21 protein-coding genes are annotated in these 26,488 nt (G+C 72.4%); 17 read left to right on the top strand and 4 right to left on the bottom strand.

Translation table 11 applies throughout. The annotated features are described in order from the left end of the window. The first annotated feature begins 15 nt into the window (after nt 1-15). A complete protein-coding gene (locus ACIGXW_RS14565; RefSeq protein ID WP_399573213.1) occupies nt 16-1,536 on the top strand; it encodes a pyridoxal phosphate-dependent decarboxylase family protein in 1,521 nt (506 codons plus the stop codon). After that, on the top strand, nt 1,529-2,479 hold the full coding sequence (locus tag ACIGXW_RS14560; protein WP_399573211.1) for a DMT family transporter: 951 nt from the start codon (nt 1,529-1,531) through the stop codon (nt 2,477-2,479). Before ACIGXW_RS14565 ends, ACIGXW_RS14560 begins: the two co-directional genes overlap by 8 nt. 58 nt (nt 2,480-2,537) lie before the next feature. On the opposite strand, the gene ACIGXW_RS14555 is transcribed toward ACIGXW_RS14560, so the two are convergent. From ACIGXW_RS14555 to ACIGXW_RS14545, 3 genes are all read right to left on the bottom strand, one after another. Next, nucleotides 2,538-3,473 carry an SMP-30/gluconolactonase/LRE family protein gene (locus tag ACIGXW_RS14555; protein WP_399573209.1) on the bottom strand — a complete coding sequence of 312 codons (936 nt, stop codon included), beginning with the start codon at nt 3,471-3,473 and terminating at the stop codon, nt 2,538-2,540. Nucleotides 3,474-3,547: 74 nt separating this feature from the next. Further along, the gene (locus ACIGXW_RS14550; protein ID WP_399573207.1) at nt 3,548-3,955 is read right to left on the bottom strand and encodes a hypothetical protein; all 408 of its coding nucleotides are present in this window, start codon (nt 3,953-3,955) and stop codon (nt 3,548-3,550) included. 138 nt (nt 3,956-4,093) lie between these two features. Further along, nucleotides 4,094-5,233: an FAD-dependent oxidoreductase gene (locus tag ACIGXW_RS14545; protein ID WP_399573205.1), complete on the bottom strand. Its 1,140-nt coding sequence runs from the start codon at nt 5,231-5,233 to the stop codon at nt 4,094-4,096. Between the two features lie 83 nt (nt 5,234-5,316). Here ACIGXW_RS14545 and ACIGXW_RS14540 point away from each other — a divergent pair, with 83 nt between their 5' ends. Together ACIGXW_RS14540 and ACIGXW_RS14535 are read left to right on the top strand one after the other, a co-directional pair. Further along, entirely contained in the window at nt 5,317-5,898 is a 582-nt protein-coding gene (locus tag ACIGXW_RS14540) for a TetR/AcrR family transcriptional regulator (RefSeq protein ID WP_399573203.1), read from the top strand. A 133-nt stretch (nt 5,899-6,031) separates the two neighbouring features. Further along, nucleotides 6,032-7,516, top strand: coding sequence for a DUF2079 domain-containing protein (locus tag ACIGXW_RS14535; protein ID WP_399573201.1), 1,485 nt, complete (start codon nt 6,032-6,034; stop codon nt 7,514-7,516). Nucleotides 7,517-7,534: 18 nt separating this feature from the next. On the opposite strand, the gene ACIGXW_RS14530 is transcribed toward ACIGXW_RS14535, so the two are convergent. Beyond that, nucleotides 7,535-8,047, bottom strand: coding sequence for a secondary thiamine-phosphate synthase enzyme YjbQ (locus tag ACIGXW_RS14530; RefSeq protein ID WP_399573199.1), 513 nt, complete (start codon nt 8,045-8,047; stop codon nt 7,535-7,537). Between the two features lie 238 nt (nt 8,048-8,285). Between ACIGXW_RS14530 and ACIGXW_RS14525 the strand changes: the two genes are divergently transcribed. The 13 genes from ACIGXW_RS14525 (at nt 8,286) to ACIGXW_RS14465 (ending at nt 26,477) form a co-directional block, all read left to right on the top strand. Then, nucleotides 8,286-11,258, top strand: a complete 2,973-nt coding sequence (locus ACIGXW_RS14525; protein ID WP_399573197.1) for a BTAD domain-containing putative transcriptional regulator — start codon at nt 8,286-8,288, stop codon at nt 11,256-11,258. Nucleotides 11,259-11,414: 156 nt separating this feature from the next. Beyond that, nucleotides 11,415-12,326, top strand: a complete 912-nt coding sequence (locus ACIGXW_RS14520; RefSeq protein WP_079274651.1) for an isocyanide synthase family protein — start codon at nt 11,415-11,417, stop codon at nt 12,324-12,326. Then, complete coding sequence (locus tag ACIGXW_RS14515; RefSeq protein ID WP_399573195.1) at nt 12,316-13,176, top strand: TauD/TfdA dioxygenase family protein; 861 nt, start codon at nt 12,316-12,318, stop codon at nt 13,174-13,176. The genes ACIGXW_RS14520 and ACIGXW_RS14515 overlap by 11 nt, the downstream gene beginning before the upstream one ends. Beyond that, nucleotides 13,173-14,687, top strand: coding sequence for a 4-hydroxyphenylacetate 3-hydroxylase family protein (locus ACIGXW_RS14510; RefSeq protein ID WP_399573193.1), 1,515 nt, complete (start codon nt 13,173-13,175; stop codon nt 14,685-14,687). Before ACIGXW_RS14515 ends, ACIGXW_RS14510 begins: the two co-directional genes overlap by 4 nt. A 46-nt stretch (nt 14,688-14,733) precedes the next feature. Further along, entirely contained in the window at nt 14,734-16,611 is a 1,878-nt protein-coding gene (asnB, locus tag ACIGXW_RS14505; RefSeq protein WP_399573191.1) for an asparagine synthase (glutamine-hydrolyzing), read from the top strand. Next, nucleotides 16,611-17,585, top strand: a complete 975-nt coding sequence (locus ACIGXW_RS14500; protein ID WP_399573189.1) for a quinone oxidoreductase family protein — start codon at nt 16,611-16,613, stop codon at nt 17,583-17,585. Before asnB ends, ACIGXW_RS14500 begins: the two co-directional genes overlap by 1 nt. Nucleotides 17,586-17,597: 12 nt before the next feature. Continuing rightward, nucleotides 17,598-18,503 carry a catechol 1,2-dioxygenase gene (locus ACIGXW_RS14495; RefSeq protein ID WP_399573187.1) on the top strand — a complete coding sequence of 302 codons (906 nt, stop codon included), beginning with the start codon at nt 17,598-17,600 and terminating at the stop codon, nt 18,501-18,503. A 280-nt stretch (nt 18,504-18,783) separates the two neighbouring features. After that, nucleotides 18,784-19,713, top strand: coding sequence for a hypothetical protein (locus tag ACIGXW_RS14490; RefSeq protein ID WP_399573185.1), 930 nt, complete (start codon nt 18,784-18,786; stop codon nt 19,711-19,713). Between the two features lie 164 nt (nt 19,714-19,877). Continuing rightward, entirely contained in the window at nt 19,878-20,969 is a 1,092-nt protein-coding gene (locus tag ACIGXW_RS14485) for an amidase domain-containing protein (protein WP_399573183.1), read from the top strand. 270 nt (nt 20,970-21,239) lie between these two features. Next, complete coding sequence (locus ACIGXW_RS14480) at nt 21,240-22,466, top strand: beta-ketoacyl-[acyl-carrier-protein] synthase family protein (protein ID WP_399573181.1); 1,227 nt, start codon at nt 21,240-21,242, stop codon at nt 22,464-22,466. Between the two features lie 254 nt (nt 22,467-22,720). Further along, nucleotides 22,721-25,528 carry an AMP-binding protein gene (locus tag ACIGXW_RS14475; RefSeq protein ID WP_399573179.1) on the top strand — a complete coding sequence of 936 codons (2,808 nt, stop codon included), beginning with the start codon at nt 22,721-22,723 and terminating at the stop codon, nt 25,526-25,528. Further along, nucleotides 25,468-26,190, top strand: coding sequence for a beta-ketoacyl synthase N-terminal-like domain-containing protein (locus ACIGXW_RS14470; protein ID WP_399573177.1), 723 nt, complete (start codon nt 25,468-25,470; stop codon nt 26,188-26,190). Before ACIGXW_RS14475 ends, ACIGXW_RS14470 begins: the two co-directional genes overlap by 61 nt. A 26-nt stretch (nt 26,191-26,216) precedes the next feature. Next, on the top strand, nt 26,217-26,477 hold the full coding sequence (locus tag ACIGXW_RS14465) for an acyl carrier protein (RefSeq protein ID WP_071967522.1): 261 nt from the start codon (nt 26,217-26,219) through the stop codon (nt 26,475-26,477). Nucleotides 26,478-26,488: the final 11 nt, after the last annotated feature.

Here is a 26,488-nt window from a genome sequence, read left to right as displayed (position 1 = left end):
ACTTCAGGATCGAGAATGTCAGTGGACAAGACCATGCCATCGGACCGCACCGAGCCCCCCGCGCCCGGAGGAGGCGTTCCCCCGCTGGAGCCCGCGGACTGGGAGGAGTTCCGGGCGCTGGGCAAGCGGATCATCGACGACACGGTCGACTACCTCGCGGGCCTGCGCGAGCGGCCCGTGTGGCAGCCCGTGCCCGAAGAGGCCCGGACCGCGCTGAGCGAGGGCCTGCCCGAGCACCCCACGCCGATGGCGGCCGTCTACGACGCGTTCCGCTCGACGGTCATGCCCTACCCGCGCGGCAACATCCACCCGCGGTTCTGGGGCTGGGTCAACGGCTCGGGCCTGCCGGTCGCCGCGTACGCCGACCTCCTCGCGTCCGTCATGAACTGCACGCTCGGCTCGGGCGAGAACGCCGCCATGATGGTCGAGGAGCAGGTCATCGAGTGGCTCAAGCAGGCGTTCGACTGGCCGGGGGAGGGCTCGGGGATCCTCACCAGCGGCTGCTCCATGGGGCAGATCGTCGCCCTCGCCGCGGCCCGTCAGGCCGGGGCCGGGCGGTGGGACATCCGGCACGACGGCACCCGGGCCGCGCCGCGGCTCACCGTCTACGGTTCCACGGAGACGCATCACTCGTTCGAGAAGGCGGTCGAGCTGCTCGGGATAGGGACGGCGTACTTCCGCGCCGTTCCCGTCGACGGCGACTTCCGGATCGACGTCGCCGCCCTGCGGCGGGCGATCCGGGAGGACCGCGCCGCGGGCTTCCATCCCGTCTGCCTCGTCGGGAACGTCGGCACGGTCAACACCGGCGCCGTCGACCCCCTCGACGAGCTCGTGGCCGTCGCCCGCGAGGAGGACCTGTGGCTCCACCTCGACGGCGCCTTCGGGGCGTTCGCCTACCTCCTGCCCACCCACCGCGAGATGCTGGCCGGCCTGAAGGAGGCGGACTCCCTCGTCTTCGACCTCCACAAGTGGTTCTACATGCCGTTCGACGTGAGCTGCGTGCTGGTCCGCAGGCCCGGCATCCTCGAGGAGACATTCAGCTCGAACGCCGACTACATCAGCAGGACGACGAGCGGCCCGGCCTCGTACCCCGTCGCCTTCTCCGACCGCGGCATCGAGCAGTCCAGGCGCTTCCGTGCCCTCAAGGTCTGGTTCGCGCTCAAGACCCACGGCATCCACGCCTTCGCGGAGTCCATCGCCGGCAACATCGAGCAGGTCGCCCACCTCACCCGCCTGGTCGACGCGGCGCCGCGGCTGGAGACCGTCTCCCGCAGCGACCTCAACGTCGTGTGCTTCCGCTACGTCCGGCCGGACGCCGGGACGGACGAGCTGAACGCCGTCAACCAGGAGATCCTCACACGCCTGCAGCTGGGCGGGCTCGCGGTCCCCTCGCACACGCTGATCGACGGTAAGTTCGTCATCCGGGTCGCCAACACCAATCACCGGACGGTGAAGGAAGACATGGACTTTCTCGTCGATCAGGTCGTCTCGATCGGCGACGACGTGGCCGGGGCCCGGGCGGGTGCCGGTGCATAGCGCCCGCGCCTATTCGGTGGGGCTGCCGGCGGCACTCGCCGCCACGGCCCTGTGGGGCTTCACCTTCCTCGGCCCCGCCGCCGTCGACCCCGTCAACATCTACTACCTCGTGGTGGGCAGGTACGCGGTCTTCGGCCTGATCTCGCTGGTGGTCCTGCTGTGCAACCTCGGCAGGCTGCGGGCGCTCGGCACGGCGAACGTCCTGAAGGCGATGCACCTGGGCGTCGTGGGCTACATCGGCTTCTATCTCCTGCTGTCGATGTCCGCCTCGATCGGCGGCGGCGTTCTCGCCTCGACCCTGACGGGCCTGATCCCCGCGTTGGTCGCGCTCACCTCCAACTCCCTGGAGAAGGCGCTGCGGTGGCGCAGGCTGCTGCTGCCGGTCGCCATCATGTCCTGCGGCCTGCTGCTGGTCAGCGGCGACGTCACCTCGGTCTGGTCCGACGGCAAGGGGCGCGACGCCCTCGTCGGGACCGGCCTGGGCGTCGCGGCGTGCCTGGCGTGGTCCTACTTCGTCATCGTCAACGGCATCATCCTCAAGAGGGCCCGGACGCCCGTCGACAACACCGTCTGGACCGCGAGCATCGGATTCGGCGCGTTCGGCGCCTCGCTGCTCCTCCTGCCCCTGGCGTGGTCGGGGGAGGGCCCCTCTCCGCTCTCCGACGGCGGTACGTTCTGGTCCTTCCTGGCCTGGTGCACCGCGCTGGCCGTGCTGGGGTCCTGGTGCGCCACCTGGTTCTGGAACATCGCGACGAAGCGCCTGCCGACCACGATGATGGGGCCGATCATCGGCATGGAAGCGGTGTTCGGCGTGGTCTTCAACCTGATGTGGGAGGGACGGATGCCCGCCTTCCATGAATTCTGGGGCGGGCTGCTCGTCGTGTCCGGCGTCTTCCTGTGCGCCTATGTGTTCAACCGGGCCCGGCCGGCCGCCACGGGCTGAACGGCCGGCCCCCGCAGGACGGACGCCCTGCGGGGGCCGTTCCCGCCTCGGCGGACCGTCAGCCCACCGTCACCTTGAGGATGCGGCCGGAGGCTTCGACGACGAACAGGGTGCGCCGGGGGTCGTTGTCGCCGAAGGCGCGGGCCACCCGGACGCTGCTGGGCATCCGCAGGCCCTTCACCAGGACGCAGGACCGGCCGCTCTCCGGATTCACCCGGATCAGTTCGCCGTCGCGGAAGCTCGCGACCACCAGGTCGCCTCCGAAGGAGGTGAGGTCGTCCAGGAGCTTGATGCCCAGGATGCCGGAGCTGAGCTCGGTGACCGCGGTGTGGTGCGCCGGGTCCTTCAGGGGGATCCGCACGACCGGCGACCTGGTGTCGGTGATGACGCTCGCGTACAGCTGGTCGCCGACGATCTCCAGGCCGTTGGTGCCGAAGACGTTCGCCTTCCTGGTCCACTCCTCGTCCCGGGTGCCGTCCGGCCGGATCTTGAGGATGCCGGTGGCCAGCTCGCGGCTGACGTAGAAGTTGCCCTCGGCGTCGATGGCGAGGCCGTTGATGCCGGTGATGCCGTCCACGACCTTCTCGGGCTTCGGCGTGGCGGCGGTCGGGTCGAAGCGCATGATGCCACCGGCCGGCCTCAGCGGGTTGACGCCGAAGTTGACGTACATCATCCCGTCCGGACCGCGCCGGATTCCACCGGGACCGCTCACCGGGAAGCTGGTCCTGAGGGTCCCGTCGGGGGCGTACCCCTCGACGCGGTGCTTGGTGATGTGGGCGACCCAGAGCGTGCCGCGCCCGTCGAACTCGAGGTTCTCCCGCCAGTCGAGCAGCGGGACGCCGCCCTTGCGGAAGACCTCCACCTTCGTCTGCTCCTGGCACGAGGCCGGCGCCGCCGCGGCCGGCGGTGCGGCCGCGGCGGCGGCTGTTCCCGGCAGGCCCAGCACCAACGCGGCCAGCAGACTTCCCACGACTTTCATCGAATGAGTACGCATGACCACCGTTGTAGTGCCCGGCGTTCTCCTCCCACCAGTCACTCGCCTGCCAACTGTTACCGCCTAGTAATCGCCTAGGGCTCCTCCTGCCGGACGACGCACAGGCCCCAGATGACGAAGACGCACAGCGCGATGGCCACGATCGACCAGAGCGGGTAGTAGGGGATGGACAGGAAGTTGGCGACGAGGAGCAGGGCCGCCACGCCGACCCCGGCGATCCTGGCCCACAGGCTGACCTTGAACAGGCCGACGCCCACCATGATGGCCAGGATGCCGAGGAGGAGGTGGATCCAGCCCCAGCCCGTGAGGTTGAACTGGAACACGTAGTGGGGCGTGGTGACGAAGACCTGGTCGTGAACGATGGCCATGATGCCCCGGAAGACGTCCAGGAACCCCACGATCAGCATCATGACGGCGGCGAAGACCGTCAGCCCGCCGGCTGCGGCTTGCTTCTCGGTTCGGGGGTTGAGCGTGGATGACATGGGATCTACCTCCGTTGTCTGCTCGTCACGTCCCGGGGTTCTGCCATGGTCACTACCAGCGTCCGTGCGACGGGGGCCGGGCGCCTCACCCGGACCGGGTGAGGCGCCCGGCCCCCGGGGGCGAGGCGTGGACGGGGCTCAGGCCGCGTCGTACCCGTAGGGGAAGGTGATCTCCGCCGTCTCGCTGTCGGGGATCAGGCGGGCCAGCCCCTCCGCGCAGAACGTGGCGTTCTCCACCGAGCGCGGCAGCATGACGGCCTCGTACGCCCGGACCGCGTCGTCGACGCTGTCCTCGGTGACGAGGGCCCGGGCGAGGTCGGCGCCGTCGAGCATGGCGAGGTTGGCGCCCACGCCGAGCGGGGGCATCAGATGAGCGGCGTCCCCGAGCAGGGTGACGCCGGGGGCGTGCTCCCAGGTGTGGGGGACGGGCAGTGCGTACAGGGGCCGGTGGACGAAGCCGCCGTCGTTGTGCCGCAGCAGGTCGAGCAGGCTTTCGTCCCAGCCGTCGTACCTCTGCAGCAGGTCTGCCCGCACGGCGTCCGTGTCGTCGAGGTCCAGGCCGGCGTGCCAGTCCTCGGCGGCGCGGAAGGCGGCGTAGACGCGGATGCTGCCGTCGCCGTTGCGCTGGGCCATCAGCGCCCGGCGCCCGCCCTTGGCCGACAAGGTGCCCTGGCCGACCAGGCGGGCGATGCCGGGGTGGCGTATGTCGCAGTCGTCGAAGCAGGCCTCGACGAAGGTGACGCCGGTGTAGGCGGGCAGGGCGTCGGAGAGGGCGGGGCGGACCCGCGACCAGGCGCCGTCGGCGCCGATGACCAGGTCGAAGTCCTCGGTGGTGCCGTGGGTGAAGCGCACGCGGCAGGGGCCGTCGCCCAGCGGTACGACCTCCTCGACGCCTTCGCCCCAGCGGACGGTGCCCGGGGCGAGGGAGTCGAGGAGCAGGCCGCGCAGCAAGCCCCGGTCGATCTCCGGCCTGCTGGTCTCGCCCTCGGCGGGCAGCCGGTGCCACAGGACGGCGGCACTGCGGTCGAGCAGGCGCAGTTCCTGCCCTTCGGGGCGGGCCAGCGCCATGACCCGGTCCAGCAGGCCGGCGGCGCGCAGGGCCTCCTGGCCCGTGTCGGCGTGCATGTCGAGCGTGCCGCCCTGGAAGCGGGCCCCGGCGGAGGCCTCGCGCTCGTGGACGGTCACGGCGTGGCCGTGCCGCTGCAGGATGCGGGCGCACAGGAGGCCGCCGGGGCCGCCGCCGACGATGGCGATGCGAGCAAGGTGATGGGTCGTCATGGGCCCACAAAAGCACAGCGGTTAAATAAGTGCAACGGCTAAACTTTCGAACCGGGTCAACTCCAGGGGGTAGGGTGGGCCGCATGACCGGAACGACGGGGCGCCGCGAGCGCAAGAAGGCCCAGACACGGCAGGCGCTGGGGGACGCCGCGCTGCGGCTCTTCCTGGAGCGCGGCTACGACGACGTCGGCGTCAGGGAGGTGGCGGAGGCGGCGGACGTGTCGGTGACCACGCTGTTCAAGCACTTCCCCAGCAAGGAGGCCCTCGTCTTCGACGAGGACGCGGGCCGGGAGGCCGCGCTGGTCGCCGCCGTGCGCGAGCGGCCCCCGGGCCGGTCCGTCCTGCACGCGCTGCGCGACCACGTGGAGCGGACCCGGCTGGCCCTCTCCAGCGACGACCCGGCCTTCCGCGCCTTCGATCGACTGGTGAACTCCACTCCCGCGTTGAAGGAGTACGGGGACCGCATGTGGCTGCGCCACGAGGCCGCCCTGGCCGCCGCCATCGCCGAGGACGCCGGAGCCCCCGAGGGCGATGTCGGCGCCGCCGCGCTGGCCCGCTTCGTCATGGAGAGCCCGGTCCTCGCCCGGAGGAGCGAGGACCCCCGGCGCGCCCTGCGCGAGGTGTTCGCACTGCTGGAGAACGGCTGGGGAGCCGGTCCGCGCTGACCTCGCGGCGCCGTCGTGACGGACTGCGGATCGAGCGCCGAACGTCAGTACGTATCGGCCCTCTTGGCGCCCGGAGCGGGCATGCGTACCGTCACCGGTGTGGGAGGCGTCCCCTTGCCCGAAAGGCGGCGGCGTGCCCCTTTTCCCGATCGCGCTGCGTACCGCGTTCCGCCGTCCCGACACCGCCTGCGCCCCGGCCGGGGGTGAGGGCGCGGTGCCGGCTCGCGGCGGGCCGGCGTGGGTGACGTGGGGTCTGGCGGGGCTGCTGTTCACGGTGTACGCGGCGGTGTCGGTGCGCCGGCACCAGCGGATGCTGACCACCGGCTTCGACCTGGGCATCTTCGAGCAGGTCGTCCGCTCCTACGCGCACGGGCACCTGCCGGTCGTCGAGCTGAAGGGACCGGGCTACCCGGAGCTCGGGGACCACTTCTCCCCGGTCCTGGCCACGTTGGCGCCCTTCTACCGGCTGTGGCCCTCACCCCTGGTGCTCCTGCTGGCCCAGGCCGCCCTGCTGGCGGTCGCGGTCGTGCCGCTGACCGGATGGGCGCGCCGGGAGCTGGGGGACCGGGCCGCGTGGATCGTGGGGCTGGGCTACGGCGCGTCCTGGGGAATCGCCTCCGCCGTGGGCTTCGACTTCCACGAGGTGTGCTTCGCCGTGCCGCTGCTGGCTCTCTCGCTGGCCGCGCTCGGCCGGAACCGCCTGGTGCCGGCGGCCGCATGGGCGCTGCCGCTGCTGCTGGTCAAGGAGGACCTGGGGCTGACGGTGGCGGTCATCGGCGTCCTGATCGCCCGGCGCGGCGGCCGCCGGCTGGGGCCGGCCACCGCGGTCGCCGGGGTCGCCGGCACCGTCCTGGAAGTGCTGGTGGTCATCCCCGCCCTCAGCGCCGCCGGCCACTACGACTACTGGGAGAAGCTGCCGGCCTCCACCGGCTCCACCGCCTCCGGGCTGCCCGCGCTGCTGTACCGGGGAACGATCGGCCTGGTCGCGATGCCCGAACCCAAGGCCGTCACCCTGATCCTGCTGTTCGCCCCCACCGCGTTCGTCGCCCTGCGCTCCCCGCTCGCGTGGACGGTCGTGCCCACGCTCGCCTGGCGGTTCGCCTCCGACAACCCGCTGTACTGGGGGACCGGCTTCCAGTACAGCGCGGTGCTGATGCCGATCGTCTTCGCCGCCTGTCTGGACGGGCTCACGAGGCGGCCGGCGGTGGCTCCGCGGGACCGGCGGTGCCATCTGATCGTCACGGCGGCGGTCACCGCCGTGCTGCTGCCGCAGTTCCCGCTCTTCCAGCTCGCCCTGCCCGGCACCTGGCGCACGCCTGCGCGCGTCGCCGCCGCCCACCGGATCATGCGCCTCATACCCGACGGGGCGACCGTCGCCGCCTCCAACCATCTGGCGCCCCAGCTGGCCGCCCGCACCACCGTCTCCGAGTTCGGCATGAACGGCAGCCGCCCCGACCCCCAGTGGATCATCATGGACACCACGACGTCCCGGGGCTGGCCCCTGTCCGGTGTCGAGCAGGGGCGGTTGCTTCCCCGGGTCCGCGCCCAGGGCTACCGCGTCGCCGCCGACGCGGACGGCTACCTGCTCCTGCGCCGGACCGCGTCCGCCGCGCCGTAACCGCGCGGAGGGAGCCGTTCAGTCGTGGATGCGGGCGAGCAGCTCCCGGGTGCGGGGCCCGTCGAACTCCGCCAGCAGGACCGACTGCCAGCGGCCGAGGTAGAGCGCGCCCGCCGTGACGGGGATGCTCAGTTCGGGGTGGGTGGCCACGATGGCGCGGGCGTGGGAGTGACCGTTGTCGCGTTCGCCGTGCACCAGCCGCTCGGCGGGGGTGCGCAGGGTGTCGTGGGCGTAGTAGTGGTGGGCGCTGTGCGGGGCGAGGCGTTCCAGGAGCTCGCGCAGGTCGCACTCCAGCCCCGGGTCGCGTTCGTTGACGATCAGACCGCAGGTGGTGTGGCCGCAGTACAGGTGCAGGGTGCCTTCGGCGACGCCGGACTCCTCGGTCAACTGCCGTAGCTCGGCCGTCAGGTCGACGACGGCGTCGGGCCCGCCGACGGTGACGGTGAGCCGGGCCGAGAGGGCGATCGAGCTGCCTTCCGGACGGGCGTCGCGTGAGGTCACGTCAACGCGTGGGCCCGAGACGGTGGTCATGGTGCCTCCAAGAGGGTGCGTTTCCGCGGGGACCGATCGCACCCTGAACGCTGACAGCACACCGCGAGGGCGCGTAACGGCCCTTCCGGTCACTTCCGCGCCCGCCCGGCCGCCGCCGAGCTCGTGGAAGGTCCCGCACCACAGGACGCATAGGGTTATAGGGAAGTCAAGTGTTCGAAACGTGCACAGGGGGCGTGCCCGCTCTGTGCCGTGCAGCCAACAGAAGGGCGGTCATGCGGTGGAGGCTCCGCGCGTCGAGTTCAAGGTGCTGGGGCCCCTCGAGGTCGTCGCCGGCGGCCGTGCGCTCCCGCTCGGCGGCCCGAAGCAGCGGACGCTGCTCGCCACGCTGCTCGTCAACGCCCACACCTCGGTGTCCGGAGAGCGCCTGTGCGACGCGATCTGGGGAGCGGCCCCGCCGGCGTCGGCCCAGGCCAACGTCCGCAGTTACGTCGCCGCGCTGCGCAGGGTGCTCAACCCGGCTGCGGGCGAGGACCGGTTGAGCCTGGGTCACGGCGGCTACCAGCTGCGCGTCCTGCCCGGCGAAGTCGACCTGCAGCTGTTCGAGGACCTGGCGGCGCGCGGCCGCTCCGCGCTGGCCGGGGGAGAACCCCGGGTGGCCGCCGGCCATCTGCGGACCGCCCTGGGACTGTGGCGCGGCGGCGCGTTCGACGGGGTGGCGCACCACGAGGACCTGCACATCGAGGCGGCCCGCCTGGAGGAGGCCCGGCTCGCCGCGACCGAGGACCACGCCGAGGCACGCCTGGCGCTCGGCGAATCCCGCGAGGTCGTGGGCCTGCTCCAGGCGGAAGTGACCCGCTATCCGCTGCGCGAGTCGCTGTGGGCGAAGCTGATGACCGCGCAGTACCACTGCCACCGTCCCGGCGACGCGCTGCAGTCGTACGCCCTGGCCCGCACGGCGCTGCGGGACGAGCTGGGGCTCGAACCGGGCGCCGAGCTGCGCCAACTGCACCGCGCGGTCCTCACCGGCGGCCCGCTGCCCGGCCCCCCGGGCGCTTGCGGGCGGACGGAACGCCCCGCGGACACCTGGCGGCCGTCGAGCCAACTGCCGGCCGACACCACCGACTTCATCGGACGGGACCGGGTGCTGGAGCGGGCCTCGGCGCTGCTCGACCCCTTCGGCAAAGCGGCCCACGAGGCCTCGCCCTGCGCCGTGCCCGTCGTCCTGCTCACCGGGCTCCCCGGGGTCGGCAAGACCGCTCTGGCCACCCGGCTCGCCCACCAGCTGCGCGACGTCTTCCCCGACGGCCGCCTGTTCGTGCACCTCGGCGGCGCCCGCAGCCCCCAGCGCTCACCCGGTGCGGTCCTCGCGGACCTGCTCGTCAGCCTGGGCGTCGCCGGCCCGTCCATCCCCGAGGCGACGGTGGACCGTGCCGCGATGTTCCGCGCCCTGCTCTCCGGCCGCAAGGTGCTGGTGCTGCTCGACGACGCACGGGACGAGGCCCAGATCCGGCCGCTGCTGCCCGGCACCCCCGGATCCGCGGCCCTGGTCACCAGTAGGGCACGGCTGGCGGGCCTGACGGGGGCTCACCTGGTCGACGTCGCCCCGTTCGACCACGAGGAGTCGCACCACCTGCTGCGGCGCATCGTCGGCCCCCAGCGGCTCGCGGCGGAACCGGAGGCCACCGAGCGGATCCTGGCCGGCTGCGCGGGACTGCCGCTCGCGCTGCGCGTGACCGCCGCGCGGCTCGCGAGCCGCCCGCACTGGCAGCTGCGGCGCCTGGCCGAGCGGCTCGCCGACGAACAGGGCCGGCTCGGCGAGCTGACGGTGGGTGACCTCGCCGTCCGTACCAGCGTCGCCGCCAGCTACCACGCCCTCCCGGCCGACGCCGCCCGCGCCTTCCGGGCCATCGGCATGCTTCCCTCGCCGGACTTCCCGGGCTGGGCCCTTTCCGCCCTGCTCGACTCCTGCGACACCGACCATGTGACCGACGCGCTGATCGACGCCAACCTCGTCCAGGTCGAGTCCCTCAACGCCCAGGGGCAGCCGCGCTACCGCATGCACGACCTGCTGCACGTCTACGCGGCGGAACGCGCCACGGCCGAGGAACCGCCCGCGTGGCGGCGGACCGCGGTGGCGCGGGTCCTGGACGGCTGGCTCTCCCGGGTACGGACCGCGGCCGACCAGCTCATCCGCCGGGGACCGGGCGACCGGCCCCGGGGCGAGCCCGGCGACCTCGTCCAATGGCTGGAAGGCGAGCGGACGAGCCTGGTCACCGCGGTCGAGTTCGCCGCCGGCGCCGGCTACGGAACCCGGACGGCCGCCCTGGCCCACGCCATGGAGGACGTCTGCCACCTGCGCAACTGGTGGGACGAGTGGGAACAGGTGGCACGGGCCGCCCTCGAGCGCGCCGGAGCCGACGGCGACGCCGTCGCCGCCGCGGTCGCCGAGGGCTCCCTGGCCCGGTCCTTCGCCGTACGGGGCCGCGTCGACGACGCGGTGACGCGGTGGGCCGCGGCCATCGAGCGCCTGGACGAGCTGGGCGAGGAGCACCACGCCGCCCGCCTGCGCACCCACCGCGCCTTCGCGATCGCCGACCGGGGCATGGCCGACCTCGCCCACGACGACGCCGCCTCGGCGGCCGCCGTGATGGGCCGCCTCGGCGACGAACACGGCCGGATCGTCGCCCTGCGCAGCCTCGGCTTCGCGCTCACCTACCGGCAGCGCGACGCCGAAGCCGTCGAGGCCCTGGAGCCGGCCCTGGAGGCCGCGGAGAGACTCGGCCACCCGCTCGCCCTCGCCGACGTCCTGCTGCTGCTGGCCTCGGCCGAGATCGGCCAGGGCCGCCTCGACCGGTGCGCCCGCCATCTGGACCGGGCCCTGGACGGCTTCCGGACGGTCCGGCACCGCCCCGGCGAGGCGTACGCGCTGCTGACGCTGGGCCGGATGCACCTCGCCCTCGGCCCCGAGCACGCCCCGCGGGCACTCGAACCGCTCGGCGAGGCCGCGGCCCTCTTCGCCGAGCTCGGCGAACGCCGCGGCGAAGCACTGAACTCCTACTGGCTCGGCCGTGCCCACGCCGAGCTCGGTGACGCCTCCCGGGCGGCGGGCCACCTCACCGCGGCCCTGGCCGGATTCCGCCGGCTGTCCATGCCGTACTGGGCCGACCAGGCACGGCTGCGGATCGAAGGCGCCGCACCGGTCCCGGCGTCCTCCACCGCCCTCCCGACGGAGCCCTCCCGCCGACGCTGACCTGCCCGTGTGCGCTCCTTGTGCGTTTCTCATGCGCGCACAGAGCACGGTGGGAACCAGTCCACGAAGGGAGGCGCGGTGTCCGATCTCGCCGCACCTGATATCGAACTGGTTTCCGTCGAAGTCCTCCGGGAGGTGCTGTCCCATCAACGCAGAATGCGTGGGGGCGGCTGCACCGGAAAGGTGTGCCTGCGCTGCGTCAGGCACCACCTGGACGCGGTACGCAGCGCCATGGAGAGCGGCCGGCGCATCGAGTTCGTCCTGCCGGCGTTCCCGACGAAGTCCCCGAACCCGGCCAAGGTGCTCGGCCCGCTGCCCGACCTGGCCGAGGAACTCGCCCTGCGCTTCCTCGACCAGCTGTGCGAGCGCATCACCGAGCTGTACCCGCCGGGGGCGGCCATCCTGATCTGCTCCGACGGCCGGGTCTTCAACGACCTGCTCGGGGTGAGCGACGAGGACGTCACCGGCTACGCCCGGGCCCTCGACGAAATGATCACCCGGATCGGCGCCACCCACCTCGAGCAGTTCACCCTCGACGACGTCTACAGCAACGCCGGGCACGAGGACATGCGCACCATGCTCTCGGCCGGCTACGCCCCGACGATCGAGGAACTGCGCGAGGAGGTCCGCGGCGGAGGCGCCCCGCTCGCCATGTACCGGGGCATCACCCGCTTCATGCTGGAGGACCTCTCGGGCCCGCACTACACGGGCACCCGGTCCGCCCTGCAGCGCAAGTGCCGTGAGCTCGCCTACCGCGTCATCCAGCGCAGCAGGGCGTGGGGCGACCTGCTGGACCGGCTCTTCCCCACCGCCATCCGGCTGTCGATCCACCCCCAGCCCTGCGGCACGGAGAAGATCGGCATCCTGCTCGCCGACACCCCGGACGCCTGGCTGACCCCCTGGCACAGCGTCGCGGTCGAGTCCGGCGGGCGCTACACACTCATGAAGCGCGCCGAGGCCGAAGAGGCCGGCGCCCGGCAGGCCTTCACGGACGGCCGCCCCAGCCACTACGTGCTGGAGACGGCCGAATCCGCCACCACCCTCACAGGAGACCACCATGACCGATGACCGCGACCCCCTCGCCGACAGCCGGTACGAGGTCACCGCGATCGAACCCTTCGGCGTGGCGGTACGGGCGCTCGAGGGGGGCGGCCACGTCGCCGACCTCCCCGTCGCACCCCTGCGCTCGCTCGTCGGCGAGCACCACATCGTCCTGCTGCGCGGCTTCGAGAACTTCGCCGGCCCCGACGAGCTGTCCGCGTACTGCGAGCGCTGGGGCGAGCTGAGCGTCTGGCCGTTCGGCACCGTCCTCGAACTGGTCGAGAAGGAACAGCCCGAGGACCACATATTCGACTCCAGCTACATGCCGATGCACTGGGACGGCATGTACCGCGAGCAGATACCGGAATTCCAGGTCTTCCAGTGCGTCCACGCCCCCGGCGCGGGCAACGGCGGCGAGACCACCTTCTCCCACACCACCGCCGTGCTCGAGCACACCGACCCCCGCACGGTCGAGCGCTGGTCGAAGGTGACCGGCACCTACCACCGCGCGATGGAGTACTACGACAGCGTCACCGTCTCCCCGCTCGTGACCGCCCATCCCACGCACGGCGCCCCGGTCATCCGCTACAACGAGCCCACCGCCGCCGACGACAGCGGCTTCGTCAACCACCCCGACCTGACGTTCTCCGGCGTCCCGGACGACGAGCTCGCCGAGGTCCACCGCAGCCTGCGCGCGGCCCTGTACGACCCCGCGCACCTGTACGCCCACAGCTGGCGGACCGGCGACCTGGTGATCACCGACAACTACACCCTGCTGCACGGCCGCAACGCCTTCACCAGCGGCGCCCCCCGGCACCTGCGCCGGGTGCAGGTGCTCGGCACCCCGCCCCTGGACAACCCGGGGCTGGTCCGATGAACACCGACAACACCCTGATGACCGGCGAGGAGTACCTGGAGAGCCTGCGCGACGGCCGCCAGGTGTACCTGGACGGGGAGCGCGTCAAGGACGTCACCCGCCACCCCGCCTTCCGCAACTCCGCCCTCTCGGTCGCCCGGCTCTACGACGCCCTGCACGACCCGGCGACCGCCGGCGTCCTCACCGGCGTCGACCAGGACACCGGCATCCGCACCCATAAGTTCTTCAAGCCCAGCCGCTCGGCGGCGGAGCTGGTCGAGGCCCGCGAGGCCATCGCCACCTGGGCGCGGATGAGCTACGGCTTCCTCGGGCGCACGCCCGAGTACAAGGCCTCCTTCATGGCCGGCCTGGGCGTCAACGCCGACTACTACGGCCCGTACGCCGCCAACGCTACCGCCTGGTACCGCGAGTTCGCCGGCAAGGCGCTGTACCTCAACCACGTCATCATCAATCCACCGGTCGACCGCAAGCGCGCCATCCACGACATGGAGGACGTCTTCGTGCGCGCCGTGCGCGAGACGGACGCCGGCGTGGTGGTCAGCGGAGCGAAGATGCTGGCGACCGGCTCGGCCATCACCAACGCCGGCTTCGTCGCCCCCGTCGGCTCGGCGGTCCTCGCACCCGGCAAGGCGGAGGCGTTCGCCCTGGTCTTCTTCGTCCGCATGGACAACCCCGGGGTGAAACTGATCAGCCGCACCTCCTACGCACAGGCCGCCGCAGGCCCCTTCGACGCCCCCCTGAGCAGCCGCTTCGACGAGAACGACAGCGTGCTCCTGCTGGACGAGGCGCTCATCCCCTGGGAGGACGTGCTCGTCTACCGGGACATCGAACGGGCGACGGGCTTCTACGCCACCTCCGGCTTCCCCAACCTCTACAACTTCCAGTCCGGCACCCGGCTGAGCGTCAAGCTGGAACTCATGGCCGGCCTGCTCTCCCGCGGCACCAGGGCCAACGGCACCGACGCGTTCCGCGGGGTCCAGGCCGCCGTCGGCGAGATCATCACCATGCGGGACATGGTGTGGGCGCTGACGTCCGCGATGGCGTACGACCCCGAGCCGGGCAGCGGCGGCACGGTCGTCCCCCGCCTGGAACACGCCTCCGCGATGCGGATGTACAACGCCCAGGTGTGGGACCGCGTCCACGAACTGTTCGAGACCACACTGGGCGGCTCGCCCCTGGCGGTGCCCTCCAGCGCCCGCGACCTGACCAACCCCGAGCTGCGCCCGCTGATCGACCGCTTCTACCGCGGCTCGGACACCGGCGCCGTGGACCGCATCAAGCTGCTCAAGCTGGTCTGGGACGCGATCGGCACCGAGTTCGGCGGCCGGCACGAGCTGTACGAACGCAACTACTCGGGCAACGGCGAGCAGGTCCGGCTGGACGCCCTGAAGTGGGCGACCCGGCGCGGCAGCCTCGCCCGCTACGAAGCCCTGGTGCAGGAGTGCCTCGACGACTACGACCTCGACGGCTGGCGCAGGGGCCCCTGGCACGACCCGGCGCTCACCGACTGACGCCCTGACGACCTGACGCCCTGACGACGAAAGAGAACGAGAAGCCATGTGTGGCATCACCGGATGGGTCGACTTCACCCGCGACCTCACGGCCGAATCCACGGTCGTCGACGCCATGACCGACACCCTCGCGGCCAGAGGGCCGGACGCCCGCGGCACCTGGCTGGACCGCCACGCCGCGCTGGGACACCGCCGGCTGTCCATCATCGACCTCGAGCACGGCGCCCAGCCGATGCGCACGCCCGAGCGCGGCCCCGAGGACCTGCCGCGCGCCGTGATCTCCTACGGCGGGGAGATCTACAACTTCCGTGAACTGCGCGAAGAACTGGTCCTGCTCGGGCACCGGTTCGCCACCCGCAGCGACACCGAGGTGGCCCTGCGCGCCTACCTGCAGTGGGGCGAGGACTTCGTCCGCCGGCTCAACGGCATGTACTCCATCGCCATCTGGGACACCGCCCGCGAGGAGCTGCTGCTCGCCCGGGACCGGCTGGGCGTCAAGCCGCTCTTCTACTACCCCACGCCCGGCGGCGTGCTCTTCGGCTCCGAGCCCAAGGCGATCCTCGCCAACCCCCTGGCGGACGCCGTCGCCGGAGCCGAGGAGCTCTGCGACGCGCTGCTGTTCCTGCGCACCCCCGGGCGCGTCCCCTTCCGCGGCATGCGCGAGCTCAAGCCGGGCCACACGCTGCGGGTGAGCCGCTCGGGCATCAGGGAGGAACGCTACTGGGCGCTGGAGTCCCGCCCGCACACCGACGACCTGCCGACCACCGTCGCCACCATCCGCGAGCTCCTGGACGACATCGTCCCGCGCCAGATGGTCGCGGACGTGCCGCTGGTCTCGCTGCTGTCCGGAGGGCTGGACTCCAGCACGGTGACGGCGCTGGCCGCACGGGCCCGGGCCGCCGACGGCGAGAGGCTGTCCACCTTCTCGGTCGACTTCACCGGCCACACCGAGAACTTCCGGGCCGACGCCATCCGCCCCACCCCGGACGGCCCGTACGCCCTCGAAGTCGCCCGGCACGTCGGCAGCGACCACCACCCCGTCGTCCTGGACCGCGCCGGCCTGCTCGACCCGGCCGTGCGCCGCACCGTCCTCGGCGCCTGGGACCTGCCGTTCAACTTCGCGGACCTGGACGTCTCCCTCTTCCTGCTCTTCGCCGCCGTCCGCCGGCACGCGACCGTGGCGCTGTCGGGGGAGGGCGCGGACGAGGTCTTCGGCGGCTACCTGTGGTTCTCCGACCCCGAAGCACGCCGCGCGGAGACCTTCCCCTGGCTCAAGCTGGGCGCCCACCGGGGCCTGGACCCCCGCTCGCTGTTCCACCCCTGGTTCGTCGACGGCATCGACCTCGCCGAGTACGAGGCCGACCTCTACCGCACCGCGCTGGCCGAGGTGCCGGTTCTGGACGGCGGGGACGCCGAGAACGCAGCGGACCGCCGCACCCGGGAGCTCGGCTATCTGACCCTGACCCGGTGGCTGCCCATCCTGCTGGACAAGAAGGACCGCATGGGCATGGCCAGCGGTCTGGAGGGCCGGGTGCCGTTCTGCGACCACCGCCTGGTCGAGTACGTCTTCAACATCCCCTGGGAGATGAAGACCCACACGGGCGAGGAGAAGGCGCTGCTGCGCGCGGCCGCCGCCGACCTGCTGCCGGAATCGGTCCTGCGCCGCAAGAAGGCCGCCTACCCCTCCATCCAGGACCCCGCCTACGACCGCGCCCTCATCACCGGCCTCACCGCCGCGGCCGGCGACGGCGGCGCACCGCTGAGCCCGTTCCTCGACGGCGACGCGGTACGGCGGATGACCGCCAAGACCACCACCGGCAGCCTGTCGGAGTTCGAGCGGATCCTCGTCGAGTCCACCGTCCGCCTGGACGGCTGGCTGCGCACCTACCAGGTCGGGGTGACCGGAGTGAAGGGAACGAACTGATGCACGCCATCGAGATCCGCGAGACCGGTGGACCCGAGGTCCAGCTGTACGTCGACAAGCCCGACCCCGGGCAGCCCGGCGAAGGACAGATCCTCGTCGAACTCGCCGCGGCCGGGGTGAACTTCATCGACCTCTACCGGCGCGAGGGCCGCTATCCGCTGCCCGTTCCCTGCGTGCCCGGCGAGGAGGGCTCCGGCGTCGTCCTGGCCGTCGGTCCGGGCGTCACCCGCTTCGTGCCCGGCGACCGCGTCGCCTGGACGACCGTGCTCGGCAGCTATGCCGAAAGGGTCCTCGTGCCCGAGGACAAGGCCATCGTCGTGCCCGACGCCATCGACCTGCGCACGGCCGGCGGCGTGCTCGTCCACGGCATGACCGCCCACTTCCTCGCCCACGACTCCTACCCGGCCCGTCAGGGCGAGACGGTCCTCGTCCACGCCGCCGCCGGCGGCGTGGGACTGCTGCTCACCCAGCTGCTCAAGCGGCGCGGCGTCCGCGTCATCGGCACGGTCTCCACGCGGGAGAAGGAGGAGCTCGCCCGCGCCAACGGCGCCGACGAGGTCATCCGCTACACCGAGACCGGGGACCTGGCGGCCGAGGTGCGCCGCCTGACCGGCGGGGAGGGGGTCCACGCGGTCTACGACGGCGTCGGCGCCGCCACCTTCGACGCGAGCCTCGCCTCGCTGCGCACCCGCGGCACGCTGGTCCTCTTCGGAGGCGCCAGCGGGGCCGTGCCGCCCGTCGACGTGATGCGGCTGCTGTGGGGCGGCTCGCTGACCCTGACCCGGCCCTACCTGGAGCACTTCCGGGCCACCGTCGAGGAGTTCGAGTGGCGGGCGGGCGAGGTGTTCCGGGGCATCACCGACGGGACGCTGACGTTCACCGTCGCGGGCACGTACCCCCTCGCCGAGGCGCACCGCGCGCACACCGACCTGGCCTCCCGCCGCACCACCGGCAAGCTCCTCCTCATCCCGTAAAGGAGACCTCCCATGGGCGACATCGCCGGTGCGGGCCTGCTCTCGCACGCGCCCGTCATCATGTTCCCCGAGCCCGCCCGGATCGAGGCCAACGGCGGCAGCGACTTCACGCTCGCGACCGGCCTGGAGCGGCTCCGGCGCGAGGTGGTCGACACGGCCGACTACGACACGGTCGTGGTCTTCGACTCCCACTGGTCGACGACGACCGAGGCCGTCATCACCGCCCACCCGCGCCGTACGGGCCTGTTCACCTCCGACGAGATGCCGGGCGCGATCAGCCGGCTCCCGCACGACCTCCCCGGCGACCCGGAGCTGGCCCACGCGGTCGCCGCCCGGGCGGAGGAGAGGAAGGTGTGGATCACCGCCAACGACGACCCGTACCTGCCGGTCCACTATGCGACGCTCAACCTCTGGACGTACCTCGGCCGGGGCGCGGGCGCAGCGGCCGGTAAACCCTGGGTGTCCGTCTCGGTCTGCCAGACGGCGACCACCGAGGATTTCCTGGAGATCGGCCGGATCGTGGGGGAGGCCGTCGGCGGCCTCGACCGCAAGGTGCTGCTGCTCGCCTCGGGCGGCCTCTCCCACCGCTTCTGGCCGCTGGCCGAACTGCGCGACCGCATGGCGGGGGACCCCGCCAACATCGTCACCGCCGAGGCACGGGCGGCGGACGAACAGCGGATCGCGTGGCTGGAGGCGGGCCGGCACGAGGAGGTGATCCGCACCATGCCGGAGTATCTGGGGTACGCCCCCGAGGCGCGCTTCGGCCACTACCTGATGCTGGCGGGTGCGGTGGGCGGCGAGGCGTGCGGGGCACGGGGCCGGCGTTTCGGCGAGTACGAGAACGGGATCGGGACCGGCCAGGTCCACCTCTGGTTCGACCGGCCCGCGACCGGCTGGAAGCGCGGACCGGCCGGCTGATGGGCGGGACGCGAGGACGGGAGCCGGTGGCCGTCGACCCCCGGCTCCTGCGCAACTGCCTCGGCCACTTCGCCACCGGCGTCACGATCGTGACCTGCGAGGTGGCCGGGGCCCCGCACCCAGGGGGACTTCCACCGGCTTCCCCCCCCGTCGCCGGACGGCCTGCCGGACGTCTGGCGGGACCCCGGGAGGGTTCCGTCCCCGGGACCCCTTTAGGGTGACCTTTCATGTGGCCAGGACAGCAGCCTTACGGGGCGAACGAGACCCGCGGAGCACGTGCGTGAATCCGTATCAGCAGCAGAGTCCGCACGGGCAGCCCGGGGAGACGAATCCGTACCGGCAGCCGGTGCAGCCGCCCTGGGACGCTCCCACTCTCCCGGCGGGGGCTTCCCCGGCTCCCGGGGGCGGCGGGCGGAAGACGGCGGTCATCGCCGTCGCCACGGCCACGGCGGTGGTCGTAGCCGCCGGCGTCACCGGCTACCTGGTCCTGGGCGGCGACAAGGACGACGCGGCGGTGGGCCCCGGGCCGACCGCGTCCGCGTCGTCACCGGCGGCCGAACCCACTCCCGCGGAGAGCGGCGGGCGCGGCTCCGGCAGTGAGCCGAAGCCGGTGGTTCCCGGCTGGAAGGTCGTGGTGAACGACCAGCGCGGCATCGCCTTCGACGTCCCCCCGGACTGGGACCGCAAGGCCGCCGACTGGGTGAGCTACGTCGCCGAGAAGAACGACCCGGAGGACAAGCCCATCGTCGCCTACGTGGGTCCGGCCGTGCTCAAGGAGCAGTGGTGCCAGTCCGACGACGACAAGGACGGCGAGAAGGAGGACACCCCTCTCGCGGCCGCCGGCTCCAGGGGCGAGAACGGCGCCAAGAGCACCGAGGAGGCGGCCCGCAGGAACGCGGAGCTGTGGATCTACGGTGCGTACACCCAGCCGGACAAGTCCAAGGTCAAGGCCGGCACGGCGGAGCCCTATACCACCAAGTCCGGCATTACGGGCACCGTGGCGACGGCCGAGTCCTCCGGGGTCGTGAAGAAGGGCCCGTGCGACCACGACGGCAAGGCCACCGTCTTCGGGTTCAAGGACGCCAAGGGCGACTTCGTCTCGTGGACCTTCCACGGCGTCAAGGGCGTACCGGAGGAAGTGCCGGACGTGACGGTCCGGAAGGTCCTCAGCACGGTGCGTCTGACCGGCGTCGGCGCCGAGAAGTCCTGAGCGCCCGGAGCGAATCCGGGATGGGTGCGTGAGGCATTCACACATCTGTATGAAATTCTGATCTATGTGCGAAGATTCCGTCCCCCGGTCCATCCGGACCGGGTGACAAGGGGAACTTCGTGAAAAAAACTACGCTCAGATGCGTTATCGGAGCGGGCCTCACCGTGGCGGTCTCGGCCGCATTCCTGCCCTCGGCCATCGGTACGGGCGCGGACAAGAAGCCCGGCAAGGTGGACAACGCGACGGTCGACTCCTTTGGTCGCCTCGCCGACGCGGTTCTGACCGACCGTACGACGGCGCTCCTGGACAGCCAGTCCACGGGGCGAATAGCCCCCAAGCGCGAGAAGAAGGTCCGGCTCTCGGCCGAGCTGGCGCGCACCGAGGACGGCGCGCTGTCCTCGCTGCGGACCCGCAAGTCCCGGCTCGCCGGCCTGGGTGAGGCGTACACCGCCGCCGACATCCAGGTCGCCACGGACCGGACCACCGTCAAGGGCAAGCGCGTCACGGTCGAGGTCACCGAGACCACGACGCTGACGTACAAGAAGATCCGTGGCGACGAGCCGGAGAACACCGGCTTCAAGGCCCGCCACGAGCTGACCTTCACCGCCGCCTCCGGCGGGAAGTGGGAGCTGACGGCCATGCGGCCCCTGGACCAGGGGCCCCGGCCGGTCAACGCTCCCGTGACGAAGGTCGCGGCGGCACCGAGCGCGAACTCGATGCCGAAGGCGACACCGGCCTCGATCTCGTACCCGGGCCGCAAGGCGTCCGGCAAGCAGGCGACTCCCGGCAACGACTACAAGGCCATGGCCGCGTACGCCGAGAAGTACTGGCGGAACTACAACCCCCAGTACCGGAAGTTCAACGCCGACGGTGGTGACTGCACCAACTTCATCAGCCAGGCCCTCAAGGCCGGCGGCTGGAAGAACGCGTCCGGCTCGGCCTCGGACTACCGTGCCTGGTGGTACGACTCCTCGACCCAGTCCACCTCCTGGGTGGGCGCAAACGAGTGGTCGTGGTTCACGCTGAACGCCAAGCGGGCGACGAACCTGTCGAACGTGTACCAGATGGACATCGGCGACATCCTGCAGATGGACTTCGACGGTGACGGGTCCAAGGACCACTCCATGATCACCACGTACCGCAGCAGGGCCGGCGTGCCGTACCTGACGTACCACTCGACCAACACGTTCCGGAAGTCGGTCGCGAGCATCATCGCGTCCAACCCGGACGCGGTCTACTACGCCTACCGCACCTGATCGCCCGCCGGGCCGGGCCCTGGTGCCCGGCCCGGCGGCCGGTGAGAGCGGACAGGCGTGACAGTGCGGGGCCCCGGGGCGGCGAGCCGTCCCGGGGCCCCGCCGTCGTTCTTCTCCGCTGCCCCGCGCGCCATTCAGGGGAAAAGCGGATGTACCGGGGCAATCACCTGGTTCGTTCGCTCCGGCTCCCGCATCATGAGGGCCCGGCGCACGCACACGACGACGCGGGCCCGGGGCATGGGCGTCGCGTCACCCGCAGGGAGATCCCCGATGGTTCCCGCAGACATCGCCGTGACCGGGCTGGGCCTGGTCACACCGGCCGGGCCGACCCCGGAGGCGAACTGGTCGGCGCTGTGCCGGGGCCGCTCGCTGGCCGCCGCGGACCCGGAACTGGCCGGGTTGCCCGTCGACTTCTCCTGCCGGGTGCCGCCCTTCGACATCGAGGCCGAACTCGGGCGCGGCCGCACCCGCCGCCTGGACAGGTTCAGCCACCTGGCCCTGGCCGCGGCCCGGCGCGCGGTCGCCGACGCCGGGCTCGACGCCCGCACCTGGGACGGCGAACGCGTCGGCGTCGTCCTCGGCGTGGGATCGAACAGCCTCCACACCTACGTGAAGGAGTTCTGCCACCTGGGCGCGGGAACCCCGGACCGCGTCTCGCCCCTGGCCCTGCCGCGCAGCGTCCCCAACATGGCCGCCGGCGAGGTCGCCATCGACCTGGCGGCGGGCGGGCCCAACTTCACCACCTCCAGCGCCTGCGCCTCCGGCGCCACCGCGCTCGGCGTCGCCCGCGACCTGCTGCGCTCCGGTGCCTGCGACATCGTCCTCGCGGGCGGCAGCGAATCCGCCCGCTCCCGGATGACCGCCACCTGCTTCCACCGGATGCGGGCACTGTCCCGCCGTCGCGACCGGCCGGCCGAGGCCAGCCGCCCGTTCGACGCCGACCGCGACGGATTCGTCCTGGGCGAGGGCGCCGCCGTCCTCGTGCTCGAACGGTACGCGGGCGCCCGGGCGCGGGGCGTCCGCCCCCGCGCACTGCTTCGCGGCTACGGCGCGACCTCCGACGCCCACCACCCCGTCGCCCCGCGCCCGGACGGCGGCGGAGCCGCACGCGCCCTGACCGCCGCCCTGCGCGACGCCGGCTGCGGCCCCGCGGACATTGGCCACGTCAACGCCCACGGCACCGCCACCCGACAGGGAGACGCGGCCGAGGCCGCCGCCCTGACGCGGGTCTTCGGCGGCGATCCGCCACCGGTCACCGCGCCCAAGAGCGTCATCGGCCACGCCCTCGGCGCGGCCGGCGCCATCGAGGCCGCCTACACCGTCCTCAGCCTCGAACACCAGCTCATCCCCCCGACGGCCAACTTCCGCTTCCAGGACGGCGACCACAAGCTCGACATCGTGGCAGGCGTCCCCCGCCGGGTGACGATGACCGCGGCGATCACCTGCTCCTTCGGGTTCGGCGGCCAGAACGCCGTCCTTCTGTTCACCGCTCCCTGACCTCTTCCCGACCGCATAATGTCCCGTGCCCACGGGCAGACACAAAAAGGCGAACGGCTTTTCCTCCCCGCTCTCCCGGTTATCCGCGAGCCGCCGCCTGACAATGCTCTGACGAGGTACTGACAGAACATTCCCCGCTCCTTTTCCCCCTTCCGGAACCGGTGTTGACTTGCTCCGGCCCGGACGTCGCGGCCAACGCTCACGGAGCTGGGGTAAGGATGAGAAATGCACGCCGGAACGGCTCTGGGGAACCGATGCCGCGCCGTACGTTCAGCTGTTTCCTGATCGGCGGGAATTCCCTCCTGGTCTCCTGCGCGGAACTGCTGCTGGAACAGGGGCACGAGGTGCTCGGCGTCGTATCGCCGGACGAAGGGATCCGCGACTGGGCCGCGAGACAGGGCCTGGACGCGGTCGACGCCGACCAGGACCTGACTGCCTACCTGTCCGCCCGGCCGTTCGACTACCTCTTCAGCGTCGCCAACCTGCGGATGCTCCCCGAGGCCGTCCTGAGCCTGCCGCGCGAGCTGCCCGTCAACTTCCACGACGCACCGCTGCCGCGGCACGCCGGCCTGAACGCGACGACCTGGGCGATCCTCGGCGGCGAAACCCTGCACGGCGTCTCCTGGCACGTCATGACCGAACGCGCCGATGCCGGAGACCTCCTCGCCCGGCGAGAGGTTCCGGTGTCCGAGCGGGACACCAGCCACACCCTGAACGTCAAATGCCTCGAAGCCGGCGTCGAGTCCTTCGCGGAACTGATCGAAGACCTGGCCCTCGGACGGGCCGAACGGCACCCCCAGAATCCCGCCGGACGGAATTACCACGGCCGCTTCGACCGGCCGGCCGGCGGCGGATTCCTTTCCTGGGACCGCACCCCGCAGGAATTGGACGCCACCGTGCGGGCCATGGAGTTCGGCCCGCACCCCAACGCGTTCGGCACGGCGAAAATCGCCTGCGACGACGGACCCGTCCTCGTCTACGGATCCGAAATCCTCCCGCACAGCTCGCGGCGGGCCCCGGGAACGGTGGTGGAAACCGGCGACGACGGCATCGTCGTCGCGACCACGGGCCGGGACTTACGGCTGACCGGGCTCACCACCCCCACCGGCCGGCCGCTGCCGGCCGCGGCCCTGGCGGCCCGCCGGATACGGCCGGGCCACCGCCTCCCCGCGGCCGACGCCCCACTGCTGGAGGCCGCGAGCGGCGCCCAGCGGCGCAGCCTGCGCGACGAGGCGTTCTGGGTGCGCAGGCTCTCCCGCCTGACCCCCGCCGACCTGCCCCACCGCCGGACCTCGCCCACCGGCACGGACGGCACCCCCCTCCGCCACCTCGTACCGGTACCGGACGACGGCGACCGCGCCGCGCACGCCACCGGGCTGGACCGCGCCCAGTGGCTGCTCACCGCCTCCCTCGCGTTCCTCGCCCGGCTCGGCGTGGAGAGCGGGACCGACGTACGACTGCTCCACACCGGCCACCTCACCGGACACCCCGTCGTCGACGCCCTGTACGCCCCGGCCGTACCCCTGCGCGTCCCCGAGGTGGCGGACCGGACCATGAGCGCGTGCGGCACGGAGGTCGTCCGCGAGCTGGAGGCGGCCGTCCGGCGCGGCGGCCCCGCCCACGACCTCGCCACCCGCCACCGCGCGTTGCGCGAGCGGCGCCCCGCCCTCACCGACCTGCCGCTCGCCGTGGAGCTCACCGAGGACATGACCGAGCCGGCCGCACCACCGGCCGGTGCCGCGCTGCTGATCCGCATCCCCCTGCGCGACGGCCCCTGCCAATGGGTGTTCGCCGAGGACGCGTTCGGTCATGAGGAGGCCGTGCTGACGGCCGAGCACGCCGCCGCGTTCCTGCACGCCGCCGCGCACGCGCCCCACGCGGAGCTCGACGGCATCGCGCTGGGCAGCGACGCACGCCGGGCCGAGCTCGCCGCCTGGAACGACACCGCGACCGACTTCCCGCTCGACCTCTGCGTCCACCAGATGGTCACCCGGCAGGCCCGGCTGCGCCCCGACGCCCCCGCCGTCGTCTGCGGCGGACGGACCCTCACCTACGGCGACCTCGACCGGCGGTCCTCGGACCTGGCGGGCCTGCTGCGGGCCCGCGGCGCCGGCCCCGGCACCCGGGTGGGCGTCTGCCTGAGCCGCTCGCCGGAGCTCGTCGTCGCCCTCCTGGCCGTCATGAAGTCCGGGGCCGCCTACGTGCCGCTGGACCCCCTGTACCCGGCCGAGCGCATCGCCTACATGGCCACCGACACCGCACTGCCGCTCCTGATCACCGACCCGGGGGCCGCCCGCGGCCTCCCCGCCCTGACGGCCGGCCTCCTGCTCCTCGACCGGGACCGGCCCGCCACCGCCGCGTACGCCCCCGAACCGGGCGCGGACGTGGCGAGCGGCACGGACGCCTACGTCATCTACACCTCGGGATCCACCGGCCACCCCAAGGGCGTACGGATCAGCCACCGGGCGCTGACCAACTTCGTCTGCGCGATGTCCGACGCCCCCGGCTTCACCGACCGGGACCGCCTCCTCGCGGTCACCACCGTCTGCTTCGACATCGCCGGCCTGGAGCTGTACCTCCCCCTCGTCACCGGAGGACAGGTGGAGATCGCGTCCGCCGGGACCGCCGCGGACGGCTTCCGGCTGCGGGAGCTGCTGGAGAGCAGCCTGCCGACCGTCATGCAGGCCACCCCCGCCACCTGGCGGATGCTCATCGAAGCCGGCTGGCGAGGACAGCCGCACGGGGCGCCGCTGCGGATCCTGTGCGGAGGCGAGCGGCTGCCCACCGACCTCGCCGACGCCCTGCTGAGCCGGGGCGCGCGGCTGTGGAACATGTACGGACCCACCGAGACGACCATCTGGTCCGCCGTCACCCCGGTGACCTCGGCGGAACGGACCAGCATCGGCAGGCCGATCGCCAACACCCGGCTGCACGTCCTGGACGCCCGCCGCCGGCCCCTGCCGACCGGAGTGCCGGGGGAGCTGTACATCGGGGGAGAAGGGTGGCCGTCGGCACCACCGGCGCGAACACCGCCCTGCTCGACTCCATGGACGAGACCGTGACCGGCCCCGGCGCGGACCGGCTCCGCCCGGCGAGCGCCCCGTACTTCTCGCTCAACACCATCGCCGGCCGCATCGCCATGGAGTACGCCGTCAAGGGCTGGAACCTCACCCTCACCTCCCCCCGGACCGCCGGCCTCGAAGCGGTCCTCGCCGGAGCCCGCGCCGGCGCCGCCAGGCGCTCCGACCTGCTCCTGGCCGGCTCCGTCGAGACGCCCCTGCCCCCGCACAACGCCGGCCACGCCGTCTCCGAGGCCGGATCCGCGATCCTCGTCATCGAACCGCGGGCCTCGGCGGCGGCCCGGTCGGCCACCGCCTACGGCACCTGCCGGGTGGCCCCCTTCTTCCTCCCCCACCCCGCCGGCTCCGCCCCGCAGGCGGTCACCGGCGCGCTCGCCCGCCTGCTGACCCCGGGCGGCCCCGTCCCCGCCACCCGACTGATCGCCGAGGACGGACCGGTCGCCGCCGCCGTCGCCGGGCAGCTGCGCTCGCTCGGCTCCGACGTCACCCTCACCCCGCCCGGCGCCGGGACGCTGCTGCCGATGCTGCACATTGCCTCGGCCCTCGCCCGCGGCACCGCCCCCCACCTGGTGGCCACCGCGTCTCAGGACGGCACCTGCGCACTGGCGCTGGTGTCCCCGGAGCCCCACCGCAACCCCGCATAGCCGGATCACCCACAACAGGAGCAACCATGACCGACGTCACCACCACCGCCATCGACATCGACGAGCTGCGGGCCACCATCGCCGCGATCATCGAGGTCGACGTCGCCGAGCTGACCGACGACGCCCGCTTCGACGCGGACCTCGAGGTCGACTCCCTGCTGGGCCTGGAGATCCAGGTCTCGCTGGAGGAGAAGTACGGCGTCGAATTGCCGGAAGAGGAGTTCAAGAGCGTCAAGACGCTCAGCATGGTGCACGAGCTCCTGACGGCGAAGAAGGCGGCCGGATAACCCGCGGCACC

Origin of the sequence: Streptomyces sp. NPDC053079 (assembly GCF_044546695.1) — a bacterium.
Lineage (GTDB): Bacteria > Actinomycetota > Actinomycetes > Streptomycetales > Streptomycetaceae > Streptomyces.
This window is presented reverse-complemented; position numbering and strand designations above follow the sequence as displayed.